The 25,013-nt window shown below is 55.9% G+C and carries 19 protein-coding genes; 10 read left to right on the top strand and 9 right to left on the bottom strand.

The genetic code is table 11. The features are described 5' to 3' along the window. The first annotated feature begins 40 nt into the window (after nt 1-40). Nucleotides 41-1,474, top strand: coding sequence for a PTS glucose transporter subunit IIBC (gene ptsG / locus M989_RS22680; RefSeq protein WP_064549167.1), 1,434 nt, complete (start codon nt 41-43; stop codon nt 1,472-1,474). A gap of 220 nt (nt 1,475-1,694) precedes the next feature. On the opposite strand, the gene fhuE is transcribed toward ptsG, so the two are convergent. The 3 genes from fhuE to melR form a co-directional block, all read right to left on the bottom strand. Continuing rightward, a complete protein-coding gene (gene fhuE / locus M989_RS22685) occupies nt 1,695-3,872 on the bottom strand; it encodes a ferric-rhodotorulic acid/ferric-coprogen receptor FhuE (RefSeq protein ID WP_064549169.1) in 2,178 nt (725 codons plus the stop codon). Between the two features lie 248 nt (nt 3,873-4,120). Continuing rightward, nucleotides 4,121-7,567 carry a transcription-repair coupling factor gene (mfd, locus tag M989_RS22690; RefSeq protein WP_064549171.1) on the bottom strand — a complete coding sequence of 1,149 codons (3,447 nt, stop codon included), beginning with the start codon at nt 7,565-7,567 and terminating at the stop codon, nt 4,121-4,123. A 117-nt stretch (nt 7,568-7,684) separates the two neighbouring features. After that, a complete protein-coding gene (gene melR, locus M989_RS22695) occupies nt 7,685-8,611 on the bottom strand; it encodes a transcriptional regulator MelR (protein WP_064549173.1) in 927 nt (308 codons plus the stop codon). Nucleotides 8,612-8,880: 269 nt separating this feature from the next. Here melR and melA point away from each other — a divergent pair, with 269 nt between their 5' ends. The 3 genes from melA (at nt 8,881) to M989_RS22710 (ending at nt 12,011) form a co-directional block, all read left to right on the top strand. After that, entirely contained in the window at nt 8,881-10,236 is a 1,356-nt protein-coding gene (melA, locus tag M989_RS22700) for an alpha-glucosidase/alpha-galactosidase (protein WP_157093596.1), read from the top strand. Nucleotides 10,237-10,323: 87 nt separating this feature from the next. Beyond that, the gene (gene melB / locus M989_RS22705) at nt 10,324-11,754 is read left to right on the top strand and encodes a melibiose:sodium transporter MelB (protein ID WP_064549175.1); all 1,431 of its coding nucleotides are present in this window, start codon (nt 10,324-10,326) and stop codon (nt 11,752-11,754) included. Nucleotides 11,755-11,756: 2 nt separating this feature from the next. Beyond that, nucleotides 11,757-12,011 (top strand): SemiSWEET transporter, encoded by a 255-nt coding sequence (locus M989_RS22710; RefSeq protein ID WP_064549176.1) that lies wholly within the window; start codon nt 11,757-11,759, stop codon nt 12,009-12,011. 50 nt (nt 12,012-12,061) lie between these two features. On the opposite strand, the gene M989_RS22715 is transcribed toward M989_RS22710, so the two are convergent. Further along, entirely contained in the window at nt 12,062-12,679 is a 618-nt protein-coding gene (locus tag M989_RS22715) for a DUF2238 domain-containing protein (RefSeq protein WP_064549178.1), read from the bottom strand. A 173-nt stretch (nt 12,680-12,852) separates the two neighbouring features. Between M989_RS22715 and lolC the strand changes: the two genes are divergently transcribed. The 5 genes from lolC to cobB are packed head-to-tail and all read left to right on the top strand — an operon-like array spanning nt 12,853 to nt 17,795. After that, entirely contained in the window at nt 12,853-14,052 is a 1,200-nt protein-coding gene (gene lolC, locus M989_RS22720; protein WP_064549180.1) for a lipoprotein-releasing ABC transporter permease subunit LolC, read from the top strand. Then, nucleotides 14,045-14,746, top strand: a complete 702-nt coding sequence (gene lolD / locus M989_RS22725) for a lipoprotein-releasing ABC transporter ATP-binding protein LolD (RefSeq protein ID WP_064549182.1) — start codon at nt 14,045-14,047, stop codon at nt 14,744-14,746. Before lolC ends, lolD begins: the two co-directional genes overlap by 8 nt. Continuing rightward, nucleotides 14,746-15,990 carry a lipoprotein-releasing ABC transporter permease subunit LolE gene (lolE, locus tag M989_RS22730; RefSeq protein ID WP_064549184.1) on the top strand — a complete coding sequence of 415 codons (1,245 nt, stop codon included), beginning with the start codon at nt 14,746-14,748 and terminating at the stop codon, nt 15,988-15,990. Before lolD ends, lolE begins: the two co-directional genes overlap by 1 nt. A gap of 59 nt (nt 15,991-16,049) precedes the next feature. Continuing rightward, nucleotides 16,050-16,961, top strand: a complete 912-nt coding sequence (gene nagK, locus M989_RS22735; RefSeq protein WP_064549202.1) for an N-acetylglucosamine kinase — start codon at nt 16,050-16,052, stop codon at nt 16,959-16,961. A gap of 12 nt (nt 16,962-16,973) precedes the next feature. After that, a complete protein-coding gene (cobB, locus tag M989_RS22740) occupies nt 16,974-17,795 on the top strand; it encodes a Sir2 family NAD+-dependent deacetylase (RefSeq protein WP_064549186.1) in 822 nt (273 codons plus the stop codon). Between the two features lie 40 nt (nt 17,796-17,835). Here cobB and bglX read toward each other — a convergent pair whose 3' ends face one another. Then, the gene (gene bglX / locus M989_RS22745) at nt 17,836-20,058 is read right to left on the bottom strand and encodes a beta-glucosidase BglX (RefSeq protein ID WP_064549188.1); all 2,223 of its coding nucleotides are present in this window, start codon (nt 20,056-20,058) and stop codon (nt 17,836-17,838) included. Beyond that, nucleotides 20,055-21,242: a PTS sugar transporter subunit IIC gene (locus M989_RS22750; RefSeq protein WP_245191288.1), complete on the bottom strand. Its 1,188-nt coding sequence runs from the start codon at nt 21,240-21,242 to the stop codon at nt 20,055-20,057. Before M989_RS22750 ends, bglX begins: the two co-directional genes overlap by 4 nt. Nucleotides 21,243-21,591: 349 nt before the next feature. On the opposite strand from M989_RS22750, the gene M989_RS22755 reads away from it, so the two are divergent. Beyond that, nucleotides 21,592-22,296 (top strand): GntR family transcriptional regulator, encoded by a 705-nt coding sequence (locus M989_RS22755; protein ID WP_064549192.1) that lies wholly within the window; start codon nt 21,592-21,594, stop codon nt 22,294-22,296. 27 nt (nt 22,297-22,323) lie between these two features. Here the strand turns inward: M989_RS22755 and potD are convergent, their stop codons facing one another. From potD to potB, 3 genes are all read right to left on the bottom strand, one after another. Continuing rightward, on the bottom strand, nt 22,324-23,370 hold the full coding sequence (gene potD, locus M989_RS22760) for a spermidine/putrescine ABC transporter substrate-binding protein PotD (protein WP_064549194.1): 1,047 nt from the start codon (nt 23,368-23,370) through the stop codon (nt 22,324-22,326). Nucleotides 23,371-23,385: 15 nt separating this feature from the next. Beyond that, nucleotides 23,386-24,177 carry a spermidine/putrescine ABC transporter permease PotC gene (gene potC, locus M989_RS22765; protein WP_064549196.1) on the bottom strand — a complete coding sequence of 264 codons (792 nt, stop codon included), beginning with the start codon at nt 24,175-24,177 and terminating at the stop codon, nt 23,386-23,388. Next, nucleotides 24,174-25,013: spermidine/putrescine ABC transporter permease PotB (gene potB, locus M989_RS22770; protein ID WP_064549198.1), on the bottom strand; the 840-nt coding region annotated here is incomplete at its 5' end. The genes potC and potB, both read right to left, overlap by 4 nt.

The following is a 25,013-nucleotide window of genomic DNA, read 5'->3' on the forward strand; positions in this document are numbered from 1 at the left end:
CGTAGATAAAAGTACAAAAAACTCAGGAGCACTCCTTATTATGTTTAAGAATGCATTTGCTAACCTGCAGAAGGTCGGTAAATCGCTGATGCTGCCGGTTTCCGTACTGCCTATCGCAGGTATCCTGCTGGGCGTCGGTTCCGCAAACTTCAGCTGGCTGCCAGCCGTCGTTTCTCATGTTATGGCAGAAGCAGGCGGTTCTGTTTTTGCTAACATGCCGCTTATCTTCGCTATCGGTGTGGCGTTAGGCTTCACCAATAACGATGGCGTATCCGCACTGGCCTCAGTCGTCGCTTATGGCATCATGGTGAAAACCATGGCTGTGGTTGCGCCGCTGGTACTGCACTTACCGGCTGAAGAAATTGCCGCTAAACACCTGGCTGATACCGGTGTGCTCGGCGGTATTATCTCCGGTGCTATCGCTGCGTACATGTTCAACCGCTTCTACCGCATTAAGCTGCCAGAATATCTGGGCTTCTTCGCGGGCAAGCGCTTTGTACCGATTATCTCAGGTCTGGCCGCTATCTTTACCGGCGTGATCCTGTCCTTCATCTGGCCGCCAATCGGTACCGCTATCCAGACCTTCTCTCAGTGGGCTGCTTACCAGAACCCGGTTGTCGCGTTCGGTATCTACGGCTTCATCGAGCGTTGCCTGGTGCCGTTCGGTCTGCACCATATCTGGAACGTTCCTTTCCAGATGCAGATCGGCGAATACACCAACGCGGCAGGCCAGGTATTCCACGGCGACATCCCGCGTTACATGGCGGGCGACCCGACTGCGGGCAAACTGTCCGGTGGCTTCCTGTTCAAAATGTACGGTCTGCCGGCAGCGGCTATCGCTATCTGGCACTCTGCTAAACCAGAGAACCGCGCGAAAGTGGGCGGTATCATGATCTCCGCAGCGTTGACCTCGTTCCTGACCGGTATCACCGAGCCGATCGAGTTCTCCTTCATGTTCGTTGCGCCGATCCTGTACGTTATCCACGCGATTCTGGCGGGTCTGGCGTTCCCGATCTGTATCCTGCTGGGTATGCGTGACGGTACTTCGTTCTCTCACGGTCTGATCGACTTTATCGTTCTGTCCGGTAACAGCAGCAAGCTGTGGCTGTTCCCGATTGTCGGTATTTGCTATGCGATCGTGTACTACGTTATCTTCCGCGTGCTGATTAAAGCACTGGATCTGAAAACGCCGGGTCGTGAAGACACCACTGAAGAATCCAAAGCGGGCGCAACCAGTGAAATGGCTCCGGCGCTGATTGCAGCCTTCGGCGGTAAAGAAAACATCACCAACCTCGACGCTTGTATCACCCGTCTGCGCGTCAGCGTAGCCGACGTCGCCAAAGTGGATCAGGCTGGCCTGAAGAAACTGGGCGCTGCGGGTGTGGTAGTCGCAGGTTCCGGCGTTCAGGCGATTTTCGGGACCAAATCCGATAACCTGAAAACCGAGATGGACGACTATATTCGCAATAACTAAGTTATTTCGAAGTCGAAAATTTGGGGAGACTAAGGCAGCCGAATGGCTGCCTTTTTTACGTCTGCCGGATGGGAGCCGCTCCCGGCGGCGCTTCGCCTGGCCGGGCTACCTGGAAGCTGTAGCTCTGACGAGGCACGTCTGTGCCGACTCCGGGAACGCGATGCTTATACAGACAAAAAAGGGAGCCTTGTGGCTCCCTTGGTTTTATCTGGCAATTAAATCAGAACTGATAGCTGGCGGTGACGCTGACGTTGCGCGGCTCACCGTAGACTATCGAACCGTCGATATTGGTATCGTAGGTTTTATCAAACAGGTTGTTGATATTGCCCTGTAGGGCAAAGTTTTTGGTGACCTGGTAGCGGGTGAATAAATCCACCAGCGCATAGCTGCCTTGCTCGGCGCGGAAGGTGCCGAATGGCGTCACGGTATCTTTGTACACCCGGTTCTGCCAGTTCACGCCGCCCCCGACGGTCAGATCCGGCATCATCGGCAAACGATAGCGGGTAAACATCTTCAGGGTGGTGCGCGGCAGATTCGGGTTTACCGCCTTGCCATCGCTGTCTTCCGCCACGTAGCGGGTGGCCCCGAAGGTCATCTGCCAGTTATCGGTGAGCGCGCCGTTAATTTCAAATTCTACGCCTTTGCTGACGGTGCCGTCGACGGTAGTGTAGGCGATTTCGCCGTTGCTGCCGGCAATCGGCACGCCGGTCGACTGCCCCAGGTTATCCTGCTCAATGCGGAACACGGATAGGGTCGTGGTCAGGCGACTGTCCATCCAGTCTGATTTCAGACCTACTTCGTAGTTGTTGCCGGTAATCGGCTTCAGGTATTTACCGGAACTGTCTTTGTCGTTTTGCGGCTGGAAGATGGAGGTATAGCTGGCGTAGGTTGACCAGTTATCATTGATGTCATACACCAGGCCCGCGTACGGCGTGGTGTGGTTTTGCTCCATATTGTAGGACAGCGTGCTGACGCTCCAGTTGGTATAACGCGCGCCGATAATCAGATGCAGCGGGTCGGCCAGCGAAAAACGAGTGGCGGCATACAGCGACTTCATGCGCGTGGTATCGTCCTGCGCCAGGCTCTGCGAGGTCCAGTTGGTTTCCGGGAAGCTGGCGCTGTTGAAATTATCAAAGTTACCTATTTGATCCGGGAAGACGTTGTCCCAGGCGCTGAAGTAACGGTTATTTTGTTTGCTATAGCTGCCGCCGAGCATCAGGTTGTGCTGACGGCCAAACAGATCGTAGCTGCCATCGGTGTACAGATCGACAGCATCCACTTTGCGCTTGCCGCTGTTCCACCCGGTCCCGCCCACGTAGTCATAGCCTGGGCCGTAGTTGCTGGACGGACCAACCAGAGAACCGTCGGCTTTGTTCACGTAGGCATCGATGTACATCATTTTACTGTCGAATTTCACTTCGGAGTGGGTGGCATTCAGCGTTGCCTGCCAGGTATCGGCAAAGCGCTGCGTCAGCGTCATAAAGACCTTATTAATGTCTTTATCGTTGTAGGCCCAATCCGGTGACGTACTGCGCGCGCGATCGTAATGGTTAGTGCTGCCGTCGGTATTCCAGCGCGGTAGGCCGCCCCAGGTTGGGCTATTGATATCAATACGTTGATATTCATAACCAACGGAGAGGCTGGTGGTATCGCCAAGGTCGGCATCGAGAATACCGGAGAAGAAGGTTTTGTCGTTGTTATAGCGGTCGAGCCAGGAATCGTTGTTCTGATAGCCGGCCACGATTCGCGCACGCACTTTACCGTCTTCGGTCAGCGGACTTTGCAGGTCGGCAACGTAGCGCTGTTTATTCCAGCTGCCATATTCCGCCGAAAGATTGCCGGTAAATTCGCGGCTGGTGGCGTGTTTGCGGACCATGTTGATGGCGGCAGAAGGATTGCCTGTCCCTGTCATCAGGCCGTTCGCGCCGCGCACCACTTCTACGCGTTCAAACAACGCGGTATCGGAAAGGGCATCGCCGAGGTTCCAGCGGGATTCAAAATAGGTCGGGATCCCGTCGACCATATAGTTGTCAATTTCAAAGCCGCGAGAGAAGTAGCTGGTACGGTCGGAATCGGCCTGGCTGCTGGTAATGCCCATGGTGTTGTTCATCACATCGCCCAGCGTTTGCAGCTGCTGATCCTGCATCCGCTGTTCGCTGACGATGGTGACCGACTGAGGAATATCGCGTTGGACCATCTGCATCTTCGTGCCGGCAGTGGTGGTTTTCACGCTGTAGTCCTGCGTTTCGCTATCGCTGCCCGTATTGCTGGTGCCGTCAACGATAATAGTATCTTCACTGGCGGCAACGCTTAAGCCCGGTGACAACGCGAGCGCGATGCCCATTGCCAGCATTGACGGCGCCAGGCGGCCGTTGCGGATATTTGAAGAGTGAGACATATAAACCCTTAATCAATCGTCATTATTTTTGTCCGCCGCTCTGTGGTGACGGTCGTGTTATAGGCCAACGCGCATGCATAAAATGAATGCAAATGAGAAATATACGCATTTTTATTTCAATGTAAACAAAAGTCAGAATGCGATTGGGCAAGAATGAAACGCGATTTCAGGAATGGCGAGAAAGCAATACGGCCGCAACAGCGGCCGTATAAGGGTAAAAAAATAAAGGAATCAGTATGTTATTTCGTTCAGGCGAGGGCGTTTTCTTCCAGTTGGCGCATAAACTGGCGAACCCAGTCCATTCGCATTTTACGCTCGCCCAGTTCCTGGAAGAACTTCAGGCGCGTCGGGCCGTCGAGGCGGAAGTGCTGCGGCTGTTTCTGTAGCAGACCAATCAGCCACGTCGGATTGACGTGATTCTTCTCGGCAAACTCAATCACGCCGCCTTTCTCGTTGCCTTCCAGCTTGCGGATCCCGAGCTTCTGCGCCTGCTGACGCAGACGGGCGATATCCAGCAGATTACGCGCAGCATCCGGCAGTAGACCGAAGCGGTCGATCAGCTCGACCTTGATCTCTTCCAGCTCGTTTTCATTCTTCGCGCTGGCAATCCGCTTGTAGAAGGAGAGGCGCGTGTTGACGTCCGGGATAAAATCATCCGGCAACAGCGACGGCATACGCAGCTCAACTTCGGTTTGCTGGCTGGTTAAATCCTCCAGCGACGGTTCGCGACCCTCTTTTAGCGCATCGACGGCGTTTTCCAGCATCTCCATGTACAGCGAGAAGCCAATGGACTCCATCTGCCCGCTTTGCCCTTCGCCCAGCAGCTCGCCCGCACCGCGAATTTCGAGGTCGTGGGTGGCGAGCGCAAAACCTGCGCCCAAATCTTCCAGCGAGGCGATGGCTTCCAGACGTTTCTGGGCGTCTGGGGTCATGGCTTTCGGATGCGGCGTCAGCAGCCAGGCATAGGCCTGGTGGTGCGAACGCCCCACGCGTCCACGTAGCTGATGCAGCTGTGCCAGACCAAAGTGGTCGGCGCGTTCGATGATGATGGTATTGGCGGTAGGAATGTCGATACCGGTCTCAATGATGGTGGTACACACCAGCACGTTGAAGCGCTGGTGGTGGAAATCGTTCATCACCCGTTCCAGTTCGCGTTCGCGCATCTGGCCATGACCGATGGCGATACGCGCTTCCGGCACCAGTTCCGCCAGCCTGTCGGCGGCTTTCTGAATATTTTCGACATCGTTGTACAGGTAGTACACCTGGCCGCCGCGCAGCGTTTCACGCAGAATAGCTTCGCGCACCACCAGACTATCGTACTCACGCACGAAGGTTTTGACCGCCAGACGGCGGGCGGGCGGGGTGGCAATAATCGACAGATCGCGCATGCCGCTCATTGCCATATTCAGGGTTCGCGGAATAGGCGTGGCGGTGAGCGTCAGAATGTCGACGTCGGCGCGCATCGCTTTAATGCGCTCTTTGTGGCGCACGCCGAAGCGATGCTCTTCATCGACGATCAGTAGCCCCAGATCGCGTAGCTTCACGTCGCTTTGCAGCAGCTTGTGGGTTCCGATCAGAATATCAATTTTACCCTCGGCGGCTTCGGCCAGAATCTGCGTCTGCTCTTTGGCGCTGCGGAAGCGGGAAAGCATCTCAATGCGCACCGGCCAGTTGGCGAAACGGTCGCGGAAGTTATCATAGTGCTGCTGCGCTAGCAGGGTCGTCGGCACTAGCACCGCAACCTGTTTGTGGTTCTCGACCGCGAGGAAGGCGGCGCGCATGGCGACCTCGGTTTTACCAAAGCCAACGTCGCCGCACACCAGACGATCCATCGCCAGCGGCTGGCACATGTCGCTGAGCACCGCGTTGATCGCCTGTGCCTGGTCCGGTGTCGTTTCAAATGGGAAACTATCGCAGAACAGCTGATACTGTTCACGATCGTGTTTGAAGGCAAAGCCTTCTTTCGCCGCGCGCTGAGCGTAGATATCCAGCAGCTCCGCGGCCACATCGCGCACTTTTTCCGCCGCTTTTTGTCGCGCGCGGCTCCAGGCATCGCCGCCCAGTTTGTGCAGCGGCGCGTTCTCTTCCGCACCGCCAGCGTAGCGGCTAATCAGGTGCAATGAGGAGACCGGTACGTACAGCTTGGCGTCGTTGGCGTAGGTGAGGATCAGATACTCGGCGGTGATGCCGCCTGCTTCCAGAGTCGTCATTCCGCCGTAGCGCCCCACGCCGTGCTCAAGATGCACCACCGGCTGGCCGATGTGCAGTTCTGCCAGGTTGCGAATCAGGGTATCCGGGTTAATGGTCCGCCGGGCATCCTGACGGCGACGCGCCACGCGCTCGCCCAGCAGGTCGCTTTCGCAAATCAGCGCCAGGTTATGCTGCGTATCGATAAAGCCGTGCTCGGCGGCGCCTATCATCAGATAGTGACCTTTACCGCTCGCTTCATCCAGCCGTTGAATACGTTTTGGCGACAGCTTGATCCGCGCCAACAGTTCGCCTAACGCTTCGCGGCGACCCTCGCTCTCTACCGAGAAGACCACCGGCCCGCTAAAGGACTCGATAAACTTACGCAGGTTATCCAGCGGCGATTTGTTTTGCGCCTGGACGGAGAGGTCCGGCAGCGGCTGGAAGCCGAGGTTGGTATTCGCCGCTTTGTCTGCCAGATGCTCGGTTTTGAGCTGGATGCGCGGCCATTTTTTCAGCTCTCTGTTCAGCTCTTCGGTACGCAGCCACAGCGTTGCAGGAGGCAGCAGCGGGCGCATCGGATCCACGCCCCGGTTTTCAAAACGCGCCTGCGCGTCAGCCTGGAAACGGTTGGCGCTGGCCTCAACGTCACCGGTATTCACCAGCAGGGTATTGGCCGGGAAATAGCTGAACAGCGCGGGTAGCGGCTCGCTGAAGAAGAGCGGCTGCCAGTATTCGATCCCGGCAGGCAGCGTGCCTTTACTGACCTGCTGGTAGATATGCTCGGCATCACGTTTGACCTCAAACTTATCGCGCCACTGGCTGCGGAACAGCTCGATAGCGGTTTTGTCGGTCGGAAATTCGTGGGCGGGCAGCAGGTTAATGGCCTCAACTTCTTCCAGCGTACGCTGGCTGTCGACGTCAAAGACGCGCAGGCTGTCGATTTCATCATCGAAGAAGTCAAGGCGATAAGGCTGCTCGCTGCCCATCGGGTAGAGATCCAGCAGCGCGCCGCGGGTAGCATATTCACCGTGCTCCATTACCTGATCGACGTGACGGTAGCCCGCGCTGTCGAGCTGGCTACGCAGGGCGTCGCGCGACAGGCGCTGGCCTTTTTTCATCACCAGCGCGTGGCCGTGCAGGAAACTGTGCGGGCAGACGCGCTGCATCAATGTGCTGGCCGGCACGATCAATACGCCACGCTGCATCGTCGGCAGTTGGTAGAGCGTCGACAGGCGCGAAGAGATAATATCCTGATGCGGTGAGAAACTGTCGTAGGGCAACGTTTCCCAGTCGGCCAGGTTCATCACCAGGCTGTCGGTAAACTGGGTAATTTCATCGTGCAGGCGCAGGGCATTTTGCATATCCGGGGCGATCAACACCACCGGCCCCGCATGACGTTCAGCGATATCCGCCACCAGCGTCGCGCAGGCCGCGCCGGTCAGTTCACCAAGCAGGCGCTGGTCGCCGGGTTTTGTCGGTAGGGCATAACGGGCAAGTTCAGGCATAGTCAGCGCACGTTCTCCAGATGGCCGTATTTCCACGGTAATAATATAAATTTGCTGTACTTATTATCCGTGATGGCGGCGGGAGTGCAACCGCTGAAAATGCGGCGCTTGCGCGTTTCAGATCATTTGCTTCTTCTGCTGGCTGAGCTTGCGGTACTGCTGTGGCGACATCCCGACCAGTTTACTGAAGGTGCTGTAAAAACGGCTACTGGAACGAAACCCCGCCGTCATCGCCACGTCGATGATGGTTTTATCCGTATCGCTCAATAGCGCGCGAACGTGGTTGATGCGCATCGCCGTAATGTACTGCTTTAAGGTGAGCTGCATGACGCGCTGGAAAATGCCCATCGCGTAGTTGGCGTTCAGCTTTACGTGTTCGGCAACATCATTGATGGTTAACGCCTGATCATAGTTATCAGCAATAAACCCAAGCATCTGGCTGACGTAAAACTGCGCGTGGCGCGAGACGCTGTTTTTGTGCGTGCGGGAGGTTTTATTCAGCAGGATGGGCCGCCAGCCGGAGAGGCTAAAACGCTTAAGCATCAGGGCGATTTCATCGATGGCCAACTGACGAATCTGTTCATTTGGGCTGGCGAGCTCCTGCTGCCAGCGGGTCACTTCAAAGGCGCTCAGCTGTTGAGTGGCGAGCGACTTTATCACCATGCCGTGGGTGACGTAGTTCACCAGTTCGCGGTCCAGCGGCCAGGAGAGGAACAAATGCATAGGGAGGCTGAAAATCGCCATCTGCTGACAATGACCTGGGCGGGTGAGCTGGTGCGGCGTACAGGCCCAGAACAGGGTGATATGTCCCTGTTTTATCTGCACGACTTCATTGTTGATCAGGTATTCGACGTCACCATCAAATGGCACGTTCACTTCGACCTGTCCGTGCCAGTGGCTGGCGGGCATGGCGTGCGGTGGACGCAGTTCAACATCAAGACGCTGGTATTCTGAATAGAGTGATAGTGGGCTACGGGTCTGCTTTTCATCGCCGTTACACATATGCGGATCGGGCGGGAGATGAGAGATTGGCGCGTTGCTCATGGCGGCTCCGTTTCCTGATTTATCAGAATGATGTCAGCGCGGGGAGACGTCAACCGGGAAGTCGGCTGTAAAATCCATCGCTTAGCCTAATAGTAACCGGTATTTCAGGCCGTATACTCTGCTTTTGCGCTCATTTATTCCCAAAAACTCAGATCTCCCATTACCCAGACGCCGATCTGAGTTTATGGGAATGCTCATCGCGGAAGGTGGAAGTTTTCCCGAGTACCGCATGCCACCATGTTCTCGTCCACTTATTGTTCTGGAGAGTCATGATGACAGCACCCAAAATTACGTTTATCGGCGCCGGGTCGACGATTTTTGTCAAAAATATTCTCGGCGATGTTTTTCATCGCGAAGCGCTGAAGTCCGCGCATATTGCGCTCATGGATATCGACACCACGCGGCTGGAAGAGTCGCACATCGTGGTGCGCAAGCTGATGGATTCGGCTGGTGCTTCTGGCCATATTACCTGTCATACCGACCAGCGCGCGGCATTACAGGGCGCGGACTTTGTGGTCGTCGCCTTCCAGATTGGCGGCTATGAACCCTGTACGGTGACCGACTTCGAGGTGTGTAAACGCCACGGCCTGGAACAAACGATCGCCGATACGCTTGGGCCTGGCGGCATTATGCGCGCGCTGCGGACCATCCCGCATCTCTGGCAAATTTGTGAGGACATGAGCGAGCTGTGCCCGAATGCCACCATGCTTAACTACGTTAACCCGATGGCGATGAACACCTGGGCAATGTACGCCCGTTACCCGCACATCAAGCAGGTAGGGCTGTGCCATTCGGTGCAGGGGACGGCGGAGGAGCTGGCGCGCGATCTCGATATTGACCCGGCGACGCTACGTTATCGCTGCGCCGGTATTAACCACATGGCGTTCTATCTTGAACTGGAACGCAAAAACGCCGACGGCGAGTACGTCAATCTCTACCCGGAACTGCTGGCTGCCTATGCCGCAGGCGAGGCTCCGAAGCCAAATATTCATGGCAATACGCGCTGCCAGAACATCGTGCGCTATGAAATGTTCAAAAAGCTGGGCTACTTTGTCACCGAATCATCCGAGCATTTTGCCGAATATACGCCGTGGTTTATTAAGCCCGGACGCGAAGATCTGATTGAACGCTACAAGGTACCGCTGGATGAATACCCGAAACGTTGCGTCGAGCAGCTGGCAAACTGGCATAAGGAGTTGGAAGAGTACAAGACCGCTGAACGTATTGATATTAAACCGTCGAGAGAGTACGCCAGCACCATCATGAACGCCCTGTGGACCGGAGAACCGAGCGTCATTTATGGCAACGTACGTAACGACGGTCTGATTGATAACCTGCCGCAGGGCAGCTGCGTGGAGGTTGCCTGCCTGGTGGATGCGAACGGCATTCAGCCGACCAAAGTGGGGGCGATTCCCGCACATCTGGCGGCGATGATGCAGACCAATATCAATGTGCAGACGCTGTTGACGGAGGCCATCCTCACGGAAAACCGCGATCGTGTTTATCACGCGGTGATGATGGACCCACACACCGCCGCTGTACTGGGCATCGAAGAGATTTATGCGCTGGTGGATGACCTGATTGCCGCCCACGGTGATTGGCTGCCCGCATGGCTGCACCGCTAAAAAAAGACGGCGCCGGGCAAAGTATCCGGCGCTTTACCTCTGACTCTTAACAGAAGGCGGGCGCTGGTAACAGTGACCCGGTACCCTATGAGCATCTCTCTGACAACAAAACTCAGTTACGGATTCGGTGCGTTTGGTAAGGATTTTGCCATCGGCATTGTTTATATGTATCTGATGTATTACTACACCGATGTGGTCGGATTGTCGGTTGGTCTGGTGGGCACGCTTTTCCTTGTGGCACGCATCTGGGATGCGATTAACGACCCCATCATGGGATGGATAGTGAACGCCACGCGAACGCGATGGGGAAAATTCAAGCCGTGGATCCTTATCGGCACGCTCGCGAACTCGCTTATTCTGTTTTTACTGTTCAGCGCGCATCTGTTCGAAGGCACCGCGCAGGTCGTGTTTGTCTGCGTCACCTACATACTGTGGGGGATGACCTACACCATTATGGATATTCCTTTCTGGTCGCTGGTGCCGACCATTACCCTTGATAAGCGCGAACGTGAGCAACTGGTGCCGTATCCGCGTTTCTTCGCCAGCCTCGCTGGATTTGTGACGGCAGGCATTACGCTACCGTTCGTAGATGCCGTCGGCGGTGCGGATCGCGGTTTTGGTTTCCAGATGTTTACGTTGGTGCTGATTGCTTTCTTTATCGCCTCGACCTTTGTCACACTGCGCAACGTGCATGAAGTCTTTTCCTCCGACAGCGATGCGAGCACGGATAGCGCGCGTCTGACGCTAAAGGGGATTGTGGCGCTGATTTACAAAAACGATCAGCTCTCCTGCCTGTTGGGGATGGCGCTGGCTTACAACATTGCCTCAAACATTATTACCGGCTTTGCGATTTACTACTTCACCTACGTGATCGGCGATGCGTCTCTGTTCCCGTACTACCTTTCCTACGCAGGTGCGGCGAATTTACTCACTCTGATTCTGTTCCCGCGGCTGGTGAACGCGCTGTCGAGACGCGTGCTGTGGGCCGGGGCGTCAATTTTGCCGGTGATCAGCTGCATCGGGCTGTTTGCGATGGCGCTGGCGGGGTATCACAACGCGCCGCTGATTATCGTAGCCGGGGTATTCCTCAACGTGGGCACCGCGCTGTTCTGGGTTCTCCAGGTGATCATGGTGGCGGATACCGTCGACTATGGCGAGTACAAGCTTAACGTTCGCTGTGAAAGCATCGCCTACTCGGTACAGACGATGGTGGTGAAGGGCGGTTCGGCATTTGCGGCCTTCTTTATCGCCGTGGTGCTGGGGATCATCGGCTATACCCCAAACGTGGCGCAGTCAGCGCAAACCGTTCAGGGCATGCAGTTCATTATGATTGCGTTACCGGCGCTGTTTTTCATCATGACGCTGGTGCTGTATTTCCGCTACTACCGCTTGAATGGCGATGCCTTGCGTAAAATTCAGATTCACCTGTTGGATAAGTATCGTAAAACGCCATCGCCCGCTGTGGTGCTGGAAAAACCGGTTAGCGTGGCGAGCGTAGCCCGTGACGTGAAGGCGTAATCATGGAATGGGCATCATGGATTGGCTATCTGGCCGCTTGCCTGACCACGCTCTCTTTTTTGCCGCAGGCCATTAAGGTTATCGCCACTCGCAATACCCAGGGCATTTCGGGTCTGATGTACGTGATGTTCGTATGTGGGCTGGTGATGTGGTTAGTCTACGGCGTAATGATTGAGGATATGGCCGTGAGCATGGCGAATTTTCTGACGCTGGTGTTCGCGATGCCGATTCTGATCATTAAGCTGCGTCGAGGATAGGAAAAACCGGCCTACAGGATGCCTCCCTCTAGGCCGGATTGGTATTTGTGTCATCCGATAGCGTTTACCTGTCGGTTATGCCAGCGAGTAAGCACGATCACCGTCGTCAGTGCGCCAAGCAGGGCGCAGAACATATCCGATTGCGTATCCCACGGGTCGCCCTGCGTGCCGAGGAAATCATCCGCGCCTTGCCCCATTGCCAGTGCGGCCCACCATTCAATCAGCTCATAGGTGGCGCTAATGGCCAGCGCCACGCAGCACACCAGAAATGCCAACATTTTACGGCCCCGAACGATCTCCCCCCGCAGCAAGATTTCGCGCGCCGCCAGCGCAGGTACCAGCCCCTGGAAAAAGTGGCCAAGCTTGTCATAAGGGTTGCGGCTCAGGTTGAACCATTCCTGTACATCAAAACCGATAGGCACTTTCGCGTAGGTATACTGACCGCCGACCATCAAAATCATGGCGTGGCAGAAAATCAGCGCGTACAGCAGCGGTGTCAGCGGATAGCGCTGAGCGGTAAAAAGCAACAACGGAACGACGATAATTACCGGCGTAACCTCCATCAGCCAGGTCGTTTTTTCAACGGCGCTAACGCCGGTATAAACCAGAAAGAGGCACAGCAGTAGGGCGCCTGCGCGCAATATCAGAGGGTTAACGGTGTGGTTCATCAGTCTTTCGCGAAACGTTAAGAAAACATCACTATTGACCGCGTCGCTGAAAATTTCAACATTCCTGTTGCCTGACGCTGAATTGTCAGCCTTGCGCTTACGGTTCAGTCATTTACCCATTGTGCTTTCGCTTATATACTCGTGCTTCTGCTATCAGCAACCAGACGGATTACATGTATCAACCTGTCGCACTATTTATCGGCCTGCGTTATATGCGCGGGCGAGCAGCGGACCGCTTCGGTCGCTTTGTTTCCTGGCTGTCGACAATCGGCATTACGCTTGGCGTGATGGCGCTGGTCACCGTCCTCTCGGTGATGAACGGCTTTGAACGCGAGCTGCAAAACAACATACTGGGGCTGATGCCGCAGGCCATTCTGAGCGCTGAACAAGGCTCTCTTAACCCACAAAAAATTCCGGAATCGAGCGTGAAGCTGCAGGGTGTGACCCGTATTGCACCGCTCACGACCGGTGATGTGGTGCTGCAAAGCGCACGCAGCGTTTCGGTGGGGGTAATGTTGGGGATTGACCCCGCGAAGGCCGACCCGCTGACACCGTATCTGGTGAACGTGAAGCAAACTGACCTCAGCGCCGGAAAATACAACGTGATTCTCGGCGAGCAGCTGGCGGGCCAGTTAGGCGTCAATCGCGGCGACCAGATCCGCGTGATGGTGCCGTCTGCCAGCCAGTTCACCCCGATGGGGCGTCTGCCGAGCCAGCGTCTGTTTACGGTGATTGGCACTTTCGCTGCCAACAGCGAAGTCGATGGCTACCAGATGCTGGTCAATATTCAGGACGCTTCCCGCCTGATGCTCTACCCGCTGGGCAACATTACCGGCTGGCGTCTGTGGCTGGATAAACCGCTGCAGGTGGATACCCTCAGCCAGCAAACGCTGCCGGAAGGCACCAAATGGCAGGACTGGCGCGAGCGTAAAGGCGAGCTGTTCCAGGCCGTGCGAATGGAAAAAAACATGATGGGGCTGCTGCTGAGCCTGATCGTCGCGGTCGCCGCGTTTAACATCATCACCTCGCTGGGGCTGATGGTCATGGAGAAGCAGGGCGAAGTGGCGATTCTGCAAACGCAGGGGCTGACGCCGCGGCAGATCCTCACCGTCTTTATGGTGCAGGGGGCCAGCGCGGGCATCATTGGCGCGGTACTTGGCGCGGTGCTTGGCGTGCTGCTCGCCAGCCAGCTCAATAATTTAATGCCGATTATCGGCGCGTTCCTCGACGGTGCGGCGTTGCCGGTTGCCATTGAGCCGCTGCAGGTTATCGTGATTGCGCTGGTGGCGATGGCCCTGGCGCTGCTGTCAACGTTGTACCCTTCCTGGCGCGCTGCCGCCACTCAACCCGCTGAGGCTTTACGTTATGAATAAGATCCTGTTGCAATGCGACAACCTGTGCAAACGCTATCAGGAAGGCTCGGTGCAGACTGACGTGCTACATAACGTTAGCTTCAGCGTGGGCGAGGGTGAAATGATGGCCATCGTCGGTACTTCGGGTTCCGGGAAAAGTACGCTACTACACCTCCTGGGCGGGCTGGATACGCCCACCAGCGGCGACGTCATTTTCAGCGGCCAGCCAATGAGCAAACTCTCTTCGGCGGCAAAGGCCGAGCTGCGTAACCAGAAGCTGGGTTTCATCTACCAGTTCCACCACCTGCTGCCGGATTTCACCGCGCTGGAAAACGTGGCTATGCCGCTGCTGATTGGCAAAAAGAAAGCCGCCGAGATCAACTCGCGTGCGCTGGAGATGCTGAAAGCGGTTGGGCTGGCACACCGTGCGAATCACCGTCCTTCGGAGCTGTCCGGCGGTGAACGTCAGCGCGTGGCGATTGCCCGTGCGCTGGTTAATAACCCGCGTCTGGTGCTGGCGGATGAACCCACCGGTAACCTCGATGCCAAAAACGCCGACAGCATTTTCAAACTGCTCGGCGAGCTGAACCAGTCTCAGGGCACGGCCTTCCTGGTGGTGACCCACGACCTGCAGCTGGCGAAACGCATGGGGCGTCAGCTGGAGATGCGTGACGGCCACCTGAGCGACCAACTGACCCTGATGGGAGCGCATTAATGGCTCCTTCGCTGTCGTTACTGATTGGCCTGCGCTTTAGCCGCGGACGTCGACGCAGCGGCATGGTGTCGCTGATTTCGGTTATCTCCACCGTGGGCATTGCATTGGGCGTCGCGGTGCTGATCGTCGGCCTGAGCGCGATGAACGGCTTCGAGCGCGAGCTGAATAACCGCATTCTTGCGGTGGTGCCGCACGGTGAAATCGAAGCGGTCAACCCGCCGTGGAACCACTGGCAGAACGTGCTGCCGAAAGTTGAAGCGGTGAAAGGCATAGAGGCCGCCGCGCCGTACATCAACTTTACCGGGCTGGTAGAGAGCGGTAGCAACCTGCGCGCCATTCAGGTGAAAGGTGTGGATCCGCAGCAGGAGAGTAAACTGAGCGCACTGCCGCGCTTTGTTCAGGCGGATGCCTGGGCAAACTTTAAGGCCGGGGCGCAGCAAATTATCCTCGGCAAAGGCGTTGCCGATGCGCTGAAGGTGAAAGCCGGAGACTGGGTGTCTATCATGATCCCCAACTCGAACCCCGAGCATAAGCTGCTGCAGCCAAAACGCGTGCGCCTGCACGTCATCGGTATTCTCCAGCTGAGCGGCCAGCTCGACCATAGCTTCGCCATGATTCCGATGCAGGATGCCCAGCAGTATCTGGACATGAGGGAAAGCATCTCCGGTATCGCCATTAAAGTGAACGACGTGTTTAACGCCAACAAGCTGGTGCGTGACGCGGGCGAGGTCACCAACAACTACGTCTATATCAAGAGCTGGATTGGCACCTACGGCTATATGTACCGCGATATTCAGATGATCCGCGCGATCATGTATCTGGCGATGGTGCTGGTGATCGGCGTGGCCTGTTTTAACATCGTGTCGACGTTAGTGATGGCCGTGAAAGATAAAAGTAGCGATATTGCGGTCCTGCGCACATTGGGCGCCAAAGACGGGCTGATTCGCGCAATTTTCGTGTGGTATGGTTTATTGGCTGGCCTGTTGGGCAGCCTTTGCGGTGTGGTTATCGGCGTGCTCGCTTCGCTGTACCTCACGGGCATTATTAAGGTGATTGAAAAGATTATTGGTCATCAATTCTTATCGGGTGACATCTATTTTATCGACTTCCTGCCGTCTGAATTGCACTGGCTGGATGTCGTTTATGTGCTGGTCACGGCACTGTTGCTGAGTCTGCTGGCAAGCTGGTATCCCGCCCGCCGCGCCAGCCGTATCGACCCTGCGAGGGTGCTGAGTGGCCAGTAATTTGACGTCCTGACCGCGCGGCGTTGCTGCTGCGTGCGTCAGTTAGAGGAATGAACATGATGCATTATGGATTTGACATTGGCGGCAGCAAAATCGCGCTGGGCGTATTTGATTCATCGCGCCAGCTTCAGTGGGAAAAACGTATCCCGACGCCGAAAGAGAGCTATGAAAGCTTCCTTGAGGCGGTAACCGGGCTGGTGGCAGAAGCCGATGCGCGCTTCAACTGCCGGGGAACGGTAGGTATCGGTATTCCCGGCATGCCGGAAACCGAAGACGGTACGCTGTATGCGGCGAACGTCCCGGCGGCGACCGGTCGACCGCTCCGTGCGGATCTGAGCCGCTTGCTCGACCGTGACGTACGTCTGGATAACGACGCTAACTGTTTTGCCATTTCCGAGGCCTGGGACGACGAGTTTACCCAGTACCCGCTGGTGATGGGGCTGATTCTTGGTACCGGCGTCGGCGGCGGTATTGTGCTGAACGGTAAATCGATTACCGGTCACAGTTATATTACCGGCGAGTTTGGTCATATTCGCCTGCCGGTCGACGCGCTGGAAGTGGTGGGGCGTGATTTCCCGCTGGTGCGTTGCGGCTGCGGCCAGCTTGGCTGCATTGAAAACTATTTATCCGGGCGTGGGTTCGCGTGGCTGTACAACCATGTCTATCAGCAGCCGCTCACCTCGCCGGAAATTGTTGCCCTCTGGCAGCAGGGAGACGAAAGGGCGCGCGAGCACGTTGAGCTTTACCTCGATCTGCTCGCCGTGTGCCTGGGGAATATACTGACCATTGTCGACCCGGATCTGCTGGTGCTCGGCGGTGGGTTATCGAATTTTTCAGCGATCGCCGATGGACTTGCGCACCGCTTACCGCGTCATTTACTGCCTGTAGCCCGCACGCCGCGCATTGAATGCGCACGCCACGGTGATGCAGGGGGGATGCGCGGCGCTGCGTTCCTTCATCTGACCAACTAACATGGAGTAGATATGCAGTCGCGCCGCTTACATCGATTGAGCCGTTTTCGTCGGAATAAACGTCAGCTGCGCCAGCGTCTGCGCCAGCGGATTTTTTTCACGGACAGGGTGATGCCAGAAGAGATGGATAAACCAAGAGTGTTGGTGCTCACCGGCGCGGGTATTTCGGCAGAGTCGGGGATTCGGACTTTCCGGGCGGCCGATGGGCTATGGGAAGAGCATAAGGTTGAGGACGTGGCGACGCCGGAAGGCTTCGCACGTAATCCTGAGCTGGTGCAGAGCTTTTATAACGCACGCCGGCGCCAGCTCCAGCAGCCGGAGATTGCGCCTAACGCGGCGCACCTGGCGCTGGCAAGGCTGGAAGAGGCGCTCGGCGAGAACTTTATGCTGGTGACGCAGAACATCGACAACCTGCACGAGCGCGCGGGCAATAAAAACGTGCTGCATATGCACGGTGAGCTGCTGAAGGTGCGCTGCACCCAAAGCGGTCAGGTGTTCGACTGGCCGGGCGATTTGCCGGTGGATGAACGCTGCCACTGCTGTCAGTTCCCGGCGCCGCTGCGCCCGCATATCGTCTGGTTTGGCGAGATGCCGTTTGAAATGGACCATATCTACCTCGCGCTGTCGATGGCCGACATCTTTATCGCTATCGGCACGTCTGGCCACGTTTATCCGGCTGCCGGGTTCGTCCACGAGGCTAAGTTACACGGCGCCCATACCGTGGAACTCAACCTCGAACCGAGCCAGGTCGGCAGCGAGTTCGAAGAGAAGCACTACGGGTTGGCGAGCGAAGTGGTGCCGGCCTATGTTGATGAACTGTTGAAATCGCTGTAAATATTCGGGCATCCGGCGCGGTTTGCCGGATGCCCGATGATTAGCTTTCCGCGTAGTAAAATTCACCCTCCAGCAAGTCCGCGCTGTTCAGACCGACAAAGACCCGGAACCTGCCGTACTCCAGCCGCCGTTCCCCTTCGGCGTCGTAGAAGCCCAGATCGTTTTCCGTGATCTCAAAGCTCACCACCTGTGAGGCACCGGCAGCAAGCGAGATCCGGGTGAAGGCTTTTAGCTGTAAAGCGGGCCGGGCAATACTGGCAACGCAGTCGTTAAGGTAAAGCTGTATTGTTTCGCATCCGGCGGTATGGCTTGAGTTGCTGGCCGTCACACTGACCGTAACCCTGCCTCCCGGCACCAGCTTTGGCGTAACGCGGAGTGTGCTAAGCGTGGTGTGATGCCACGAGAGCCCGAAACCAAAGGGAAAAAGCGGCGCATTTGGACAGTCGAGATATTTGGAAAGAAAGCGTGGACTATGATCGGACCGTTGAGCCGGTCGGCCGGTGTTAAGTGCATTGTAATAGACTGGAACCTGGCCATTAGCATAGGGAAAACTCATCGATAGCCTCCCTGAAGGGTTGCGCGCGCCGCTGATAATATCCACGAGCGCGCGGCTGCCCTCAATGCCGGGGAACCAGGCTTCGACGATTGCGTCAACGCAGTCGACGACATCAGTGAGTACCAGCGGCCTGCCGTTGAACAGGATCAATACGGTCTTTTTCGCGACGGCAGCGATTTGCTGAATAAAGGCTACCTGGTGGCGTGGCAGGTGCAGGTCAGTACGGCTGGCGGCTTCGCCACTTTGCATCATATGTTCGCCCATCGCCAGCAGCACAATGTCGGCCTCGCGGGCGAAGTCCAGCGCCCGCTGACGTTCTTGCTCCCGCTCAGTGTCCGAGAGGGCGCGAGTTTGGTCTATCTGGTGGGTGGCGCCAAATTCGCCGAGGAAATCGTAGTCCAGCAGCAGATCGCAGCCCTGTGTCACGCGTAAATTTCCCGCGGGAACCGCTTCCTGCAGCGCGGCTTTTAGCGTTGTACAGCGTGACTTTTCTCCGTAAACCGCCCATAGTCCGAAAATGTCCGGATTATCGGCGTAAGGGCCTATCAGGGCGATACGCGTTGTCTCCGGGGGAAAGGGCAGCGTCTGACGCTCATTTTTGAGCACCACTATCGATTTGCCCGCCGTCTCGCGGGCAAGCCGCAGATGGTCAGGGTGATAGCAGCAGCGTTGTTCGCCTTCGGGAGAGGTGCCGCGATAAGGATCTTCGAATAGACCGAGCTTTTGCTTCAGCCTCAGGACCCGCAGCACCGCTGCATCTAACGCCCGTTCACTGATTTTCCCCGCTGCCAGCAGCGGCTTCAGGCCGTTGGCGTAACAGGGGGTTTTCATATCAATATCCAGCCCGGCGTTAAAGGCGAGGGCGCAGGCTTCCTGCTCATCGGCTGCCACGCCGTGGGGAATGAGCTCTTTGACGGCGGCGTAATCGGCGATGGTGATGCCCTGAAAATGCCAGCGATCGCGGAGCAGGGTTTTCAGTAACCATGGGTTGGCGGTGACCGGAATACCGTCAACGGTATTGAATGACGTCATAACCATCTCGCAGCCCGCTTCGATGGCCGCCAGGAACGGCGGAAAGTAATCGTCAAACAGGCTCTGGTGCGACAATTCAACCGTGTTGTAGTCGCGTCCGCCGACAGGCGCGCCATAGCCAACAAAATGCTTCACGCAGGCCGCCAGCCCCTGCTGAGTCGCCAGATTCTGCTGGAACCCCTCGACGCTGGCGCGAACGTACTGAGTATTCAGGAACACATCTTCGCCGGTCGACTCCATACAGCGTCCCCAGCGGGCATCGCGCACCAGATCCGCCATCGGCGCGAAGGTGACGTGGCTACCGGCGCTGGCGGCTTCCTTCGCGGCAACGACGCAGCACTGGCGAATCTGCGACGGTTCCCAGGTGCAGCCTAGCGCTAATGGAATTGGGAAGATGGTACGGTAACCGTAAATCACGTCGGCCATAAACAGAAGCGGGATCTTCAGACGACTGTTTTCCAGGTGTTGACGCTGAATTTCCCGCGTTTTGGCGGCGCCGGAAACGTTCAGCACCGAGCCGACGTGACTGACCACCTCCTGAGTGATGCCCAGACGGGCCTTTGGCCCAACGGTAAGCTGGGGTTCATCCAGGAAGAATTCGCCAGACAGCTGCACCAACTGGCCAATCTTTTCATCCAACGTCATTTGCGCCAGCAGCGCGTGAAGGTGAGTCATAGGTCCTCCTTGTCAGCTTCGCGTTCCGCCGCAAGCGCGGCGTGCTCGGCCATTTTGAACCATGGATACCAGAGCAGCGGCGAAAGAATCAGCTGTAAGAAAAGATGCAGAGCAATAATCGACGCCGCGCCACCCACCGTGGCGAAGAACCCCAATGGCAGGCCAAAGATAGTCTGGGCACCGACGATTTTCGCCACCAGCCCCAGCTTGATGAGCAGCCATGAAAGGGCAATAGCGATGGCGTTATTGGTCACAAAAGGCACCATCAGACGGTAATTCATCACCAGCGGCGTACCGAAAATTACCGGCTCGGTGATGCCAAACAGCGCAGGCATCAGCGCCAGTTTGCCCATCTGGTTAAACTGTTTGCTTTTCGACACGCACATTAGCAGCACTAAACCCAGCGCCAGTCCGCTCCAGGTGACAATGTTGAAGAAGGCCAGTCCAAGGACATTTGGCATCTCCAGGCCGTTGCGCCACGCGGCGAGATTTTCGAGATCCATCGCCAGCCAGATGGGAGTAACCAGCGGTAGCACCACGTTGGTGCCGTGAATACCGAGAAACCACAAAATCTGCATGACCAGCGTCACCAACAGGAACGCCCACAGGCTTCCCCCCAGCCCCTTCAAAGGCTGCTGGATGAGGGTATAAATACACTGGTGAACATTCTCCCAGGGGGTTGCCATAAACAGGCGGTTAATCAGCAGAAAAACGATACCCACCAGCACAAAGGGGAACAGGCCTTCAAACACCCGGCCTATCATTGGCGGCACCCCTTTGGGCAGACGCAGCGTCCAGCCGCGCTGGATAATAAAGATAAAGAGACGCCCGACGCTCAGGCCAATCAGCATCGCGGAAAAAACGCCCTGCACGCCGAGCCAGGTCAGCGGAATTGCGGTGATGGCTCCTGTATCGTCAGCCATTGGCGTGACGATTAAAAAGGCCATGATGGCCGCGATACCGCACAGTGTGCTATCGGTATCCACGTTGTACTGACGAACAAGGTTACGCGCCATAAAGAAGGTGACGTAAATGGCGAGTATACCCAGAGTACAGGTCGTTACGTTGTTAAACACCGGCATCATTTTGCTGACAATAAAAAACTGATGCACGCTGTCCACAGGAAGCACCATCAGTAGTACGCTGAGCGAGCCGATAAGCGTGATCGCAACGGTGGAAACCATCGAGATAGATATTGCCTGCAGCCAGGGACTTTTTCCCAGCCAGATAATAATGGGATTTATTTTTTGAAATGTTTTTTCTAATTTATTCATGTGATTAATAGTATGAGGTCAGGTCGTTGTTTATTTTTGTTTTTATTTTTCACGGATAATGTTAAGCCCATCAATATTTCACTGTGCTGACATGTCCATTTATCAGTGTAAACAGGAATAAATAATGGATTTTTTATTTTTGTTTTTATTATCTCTTTGATATTAATGTGAAAAAACTTATCCCTAAGTGGTGCTTTTGATTGCTGGTATTCTGGGGGGATCGCGTTATTCTGTCTCTCTGACCTGATGGGAGGCTGCCATGATTTATCGTTCGGTTGTCCATTTAATTAATGAATATATAGACGCATCGGACCGACAAGAAGGCGATGCCCTACCTGCGGAGAAAACGCTTGCTGCCTATTTTAAGGTGTCGCGAAATACCCTGCGGAAAGCACTTGCGGTTCTGGAGCAGGAAGGGATTATTGAAAAGCGGCAGGGGACCGGTAGCATTATTCGGCACAAAAAGACGGTTGCCTGGCTGAATGGGTTTATGGGATTCAGCGAAATTGCCCGCATTCAGGGTAAACCGGCCGTGAGTCGCGTGCTGAGCTTTGAGGTTATTCCGGCGAGAGAAAATATTGCCGCCTGGCTACAGTGTGAGGTGGGTGAGCCGGTATTCCACGTTAAGCGATTGCGTACGATGGATAAAACGCCGATGCAGCTGGAGGAAACCTGGCTCTCGGCGCAGCGTTTTCCGCGTTTGACGATGGAGCATATGAATCATTCAAAGTTTGACTTCTTTGAGGAGGAGTGCGGAATTACCATCGCTGGATGCTATGAAACATTTTCAACCGCGTTAGCGCATCGGGACGTCGCGAGGATGCTTAATCTCAGTGAAAAGGACCCGGTGATCCGGATTGAAACGCAGGCAGTGGAGCCTTCAGGCAGGCCGCTCGACTATTCGGTGCTTTATAACAATAACGATGAGTTCCGGGTGCGCTATTTCTACCCGCGAGTGAGATGAGGGGCGCATAGCGCCCCAAATGTGATGTTAACGCCCGGCCTTCAGCTTCTGATAATACTCTTCGTACAGCGTGCTGGCAGCGCCCACATCGTTCTGCCACTCGCCTTTCTGCACGGTTTCCGCATCCGGGTAGAGCGACTTGTCGTTGGCCACTTCCGGGCTCAGCAGCTTACGCGCCGCCAGGTTTGGCGTCGGGTAGCCGATGGTTTCTGCAACCTGTTTGGCCACGTCCGGGCGCAGCAGGAAGTTAATCAGCTTCAGCGCGCCCGCTTTGTTTTTGGCGTTGGCCGGAATCGCCAGGCTGTCCATCCAGAAGATACCGCCTTCTTTCGGCCAGACGATTTCCAGCGGCGTACCTGCCTGACGGGCAACGAATGCCGAGCCGTTCCACACCATGCCGAGATTCACTTCGCCTTCCATATACGGGTTGGCCGGGTTGTCAGAGTTGAAGGCGGCCACGTTTGGCATCAGTTTTTTCAGCTCGTTATAGGCCGCTTCAATCTCTTTCGGATCGGTGGTGTTGCCGGAATAGCCCAGCTTGCGCAGCGCAATCTGGAACACTTCGCGAGCATCGTCGGTCAGCAGCAGGCTGCCTTTGTATTCCGGTTTCCACAGATCGGCCCAACTGGTGACGGTTTTCGGGTCAATCGCGTCGCTGTTGACGCCAATGGCGGTGGCACCCCAGATGTACGGAATGGAATAGTCGTTATTCGGGTCGAACGGCTTATTGAGCATCTCCGGATCGAGATTTTTGAAGTTGCTCAACTGCGTTTTATCGATCTTCTGAATCATCCCTTCTTTGCGCATTTTATCGACAAAGTAGGTGGACGGTACCACCAGGTCATAGGCACCGTCTTTATAGGTCTTGAGCTTGGCGTACATGGTTTCATTCGATTCGTATGTCGAATAGATAACCTTAATGCCGGTCTCTTTGGTGAACTGTTCCAGCAGTCCGGGCGGAACATATTCCGTCCAGTTATAGAAGTACAGCGTTTTGCTATCGTCCGCGTGGGCTGCGCTCATACCGAGCGCTAAAGCACCTGCCGCGAGCAGGTGGCGTGACCATTTCATCATTTTACGTCCCCTGAGTTAGTGCCTGACCTTCAGGCCCTTCGTTTTATCACGTGCAATCAGCTGGCTGGCAATCACCATCACCAGCGACAGAACCAGCAGAATGGTAGCCAGCGCGTTCACTTCCGGCGATACGCCAACCTTCACCATCGAGTAGATCTTCAGCGGCAGAATCTCGTAGCCTGGCCCGGTGACGAACGACGAAACCACCACGTCATCCATCGACAGGGTGAAGCTCAGCAGCCAGCCCGCGGCGACCGCCGGCATAGCCAGCGGCAGAATAATTTTGCGCAGGATGGTCAACTCGCTGGCCCCCAGATCTTTCGCCGCCTCCAGCATCCGTACGTCAAAGCCTTTAAGGCGCGAGAAGACGGTGACGACCACGAATGGCAGGCAGAAAGTGATGTGTGAAAACAGCAGCGACCAGAAGCTGAGCTGAATCCCTAACAGCATAAACAGCACCAGCAGGGAGATAGCCATGACGATATCCGGCGACATCATCACCACAAACAGCATCCCGCTGACAAACGGTTTACCGCGGAAACGGTAGCGATAGAGCGCCACAGCGGTCAGCGAACCAATAAGCGTCGCGGCGGTGGCGGAGAAAATCGCCATTGTCAGCGAGTGTTGGGCCGCCTGCAGCAGGCTGTCGTTGTTCATCAGCAGGCTGTACCACTGGGTGGTAAAACCCTGCCAGTTGATCCCGAAACGAGAACTGTTAAACGAGTTCACGATCAAAATGATAATCGGAATATAGAGATAAGCATAAATGGCGGCCATAAAGCCGCCGCGCAGCAGTCGACCGATCATTCCAGTTCCACCTTCTTGTTCAGCAAACGCGAAGCGCGCCAGTAGACCAGCAGCATCAGCCCCATCACTACCGTTAACGTAATGCTGGTGGCAGCGCCGAACGGCCAGTCGCGAATGTTGAGGAACTGGCTCTTAATGACGTTGCCGATCAGCAGGTTTTTCGCGCCGCCCATCAGATCTGAGACGTAGAACAGGCCCATCGCCGGTAACATCACCAGCAGACAACCGGCGATAATCCCCGGCATAGTCAGTGGAATGATGATACGAATAAAGGTTTGCAGCTTGTTGGCGCCAAGATCTTTCGCCGCTTCCAGCAGCGGTTTATCGAGCTTTTCGATGCTGGAGTACAGCGGCATGACCATAAATGGCAGCAGAATATACACCAGGCCGATGATCACCGCGCTGGGGGTAAACATGATGCGGATGGGCGTATCAATGATGCCGAACCACAGCAGGAACTCGTTGAGGAAGCCTTTGGTGCTGAGGAAAATCTTCAATCCGTAGATGCGGATCAACGAGTTGGTCCAGAAGGGGACGATCAGCAAAAACAGCAGCAGCGGACGCACCTTCTGCGGCAGGCGGGCGAGGAACCAGGCGAAGGGATAGCCCAGCACCAGACACGCCAGCGTGGCGATAGCGGCCATATTCAGCGAGTGCAGCAGCACCTGCGCATACAGCGGGTCGAGCAGGCGCGCATAGTTGTCCAGCGTGAAGACCATCTGGACAAAGTTGGCATCGTCACGCGTCAGGAAGCTGGTGACGATAATCATCAGGTTGGGCAGGAACACAAACAGCACAAGCCAACCGACGATGGTGGCAATCACCACGTTCTGGAA

This window comes from Kluyvera georgiana ATCC 51603 (assembly GCF_001654985.1).
GTDB classification, from domain to species: Bacteria; Pseudomonadota; Gammaproteobacteria; order Enterobacterales; family Enterobacteriaceae; genus Kluyvera; species Kluyvera georgiana.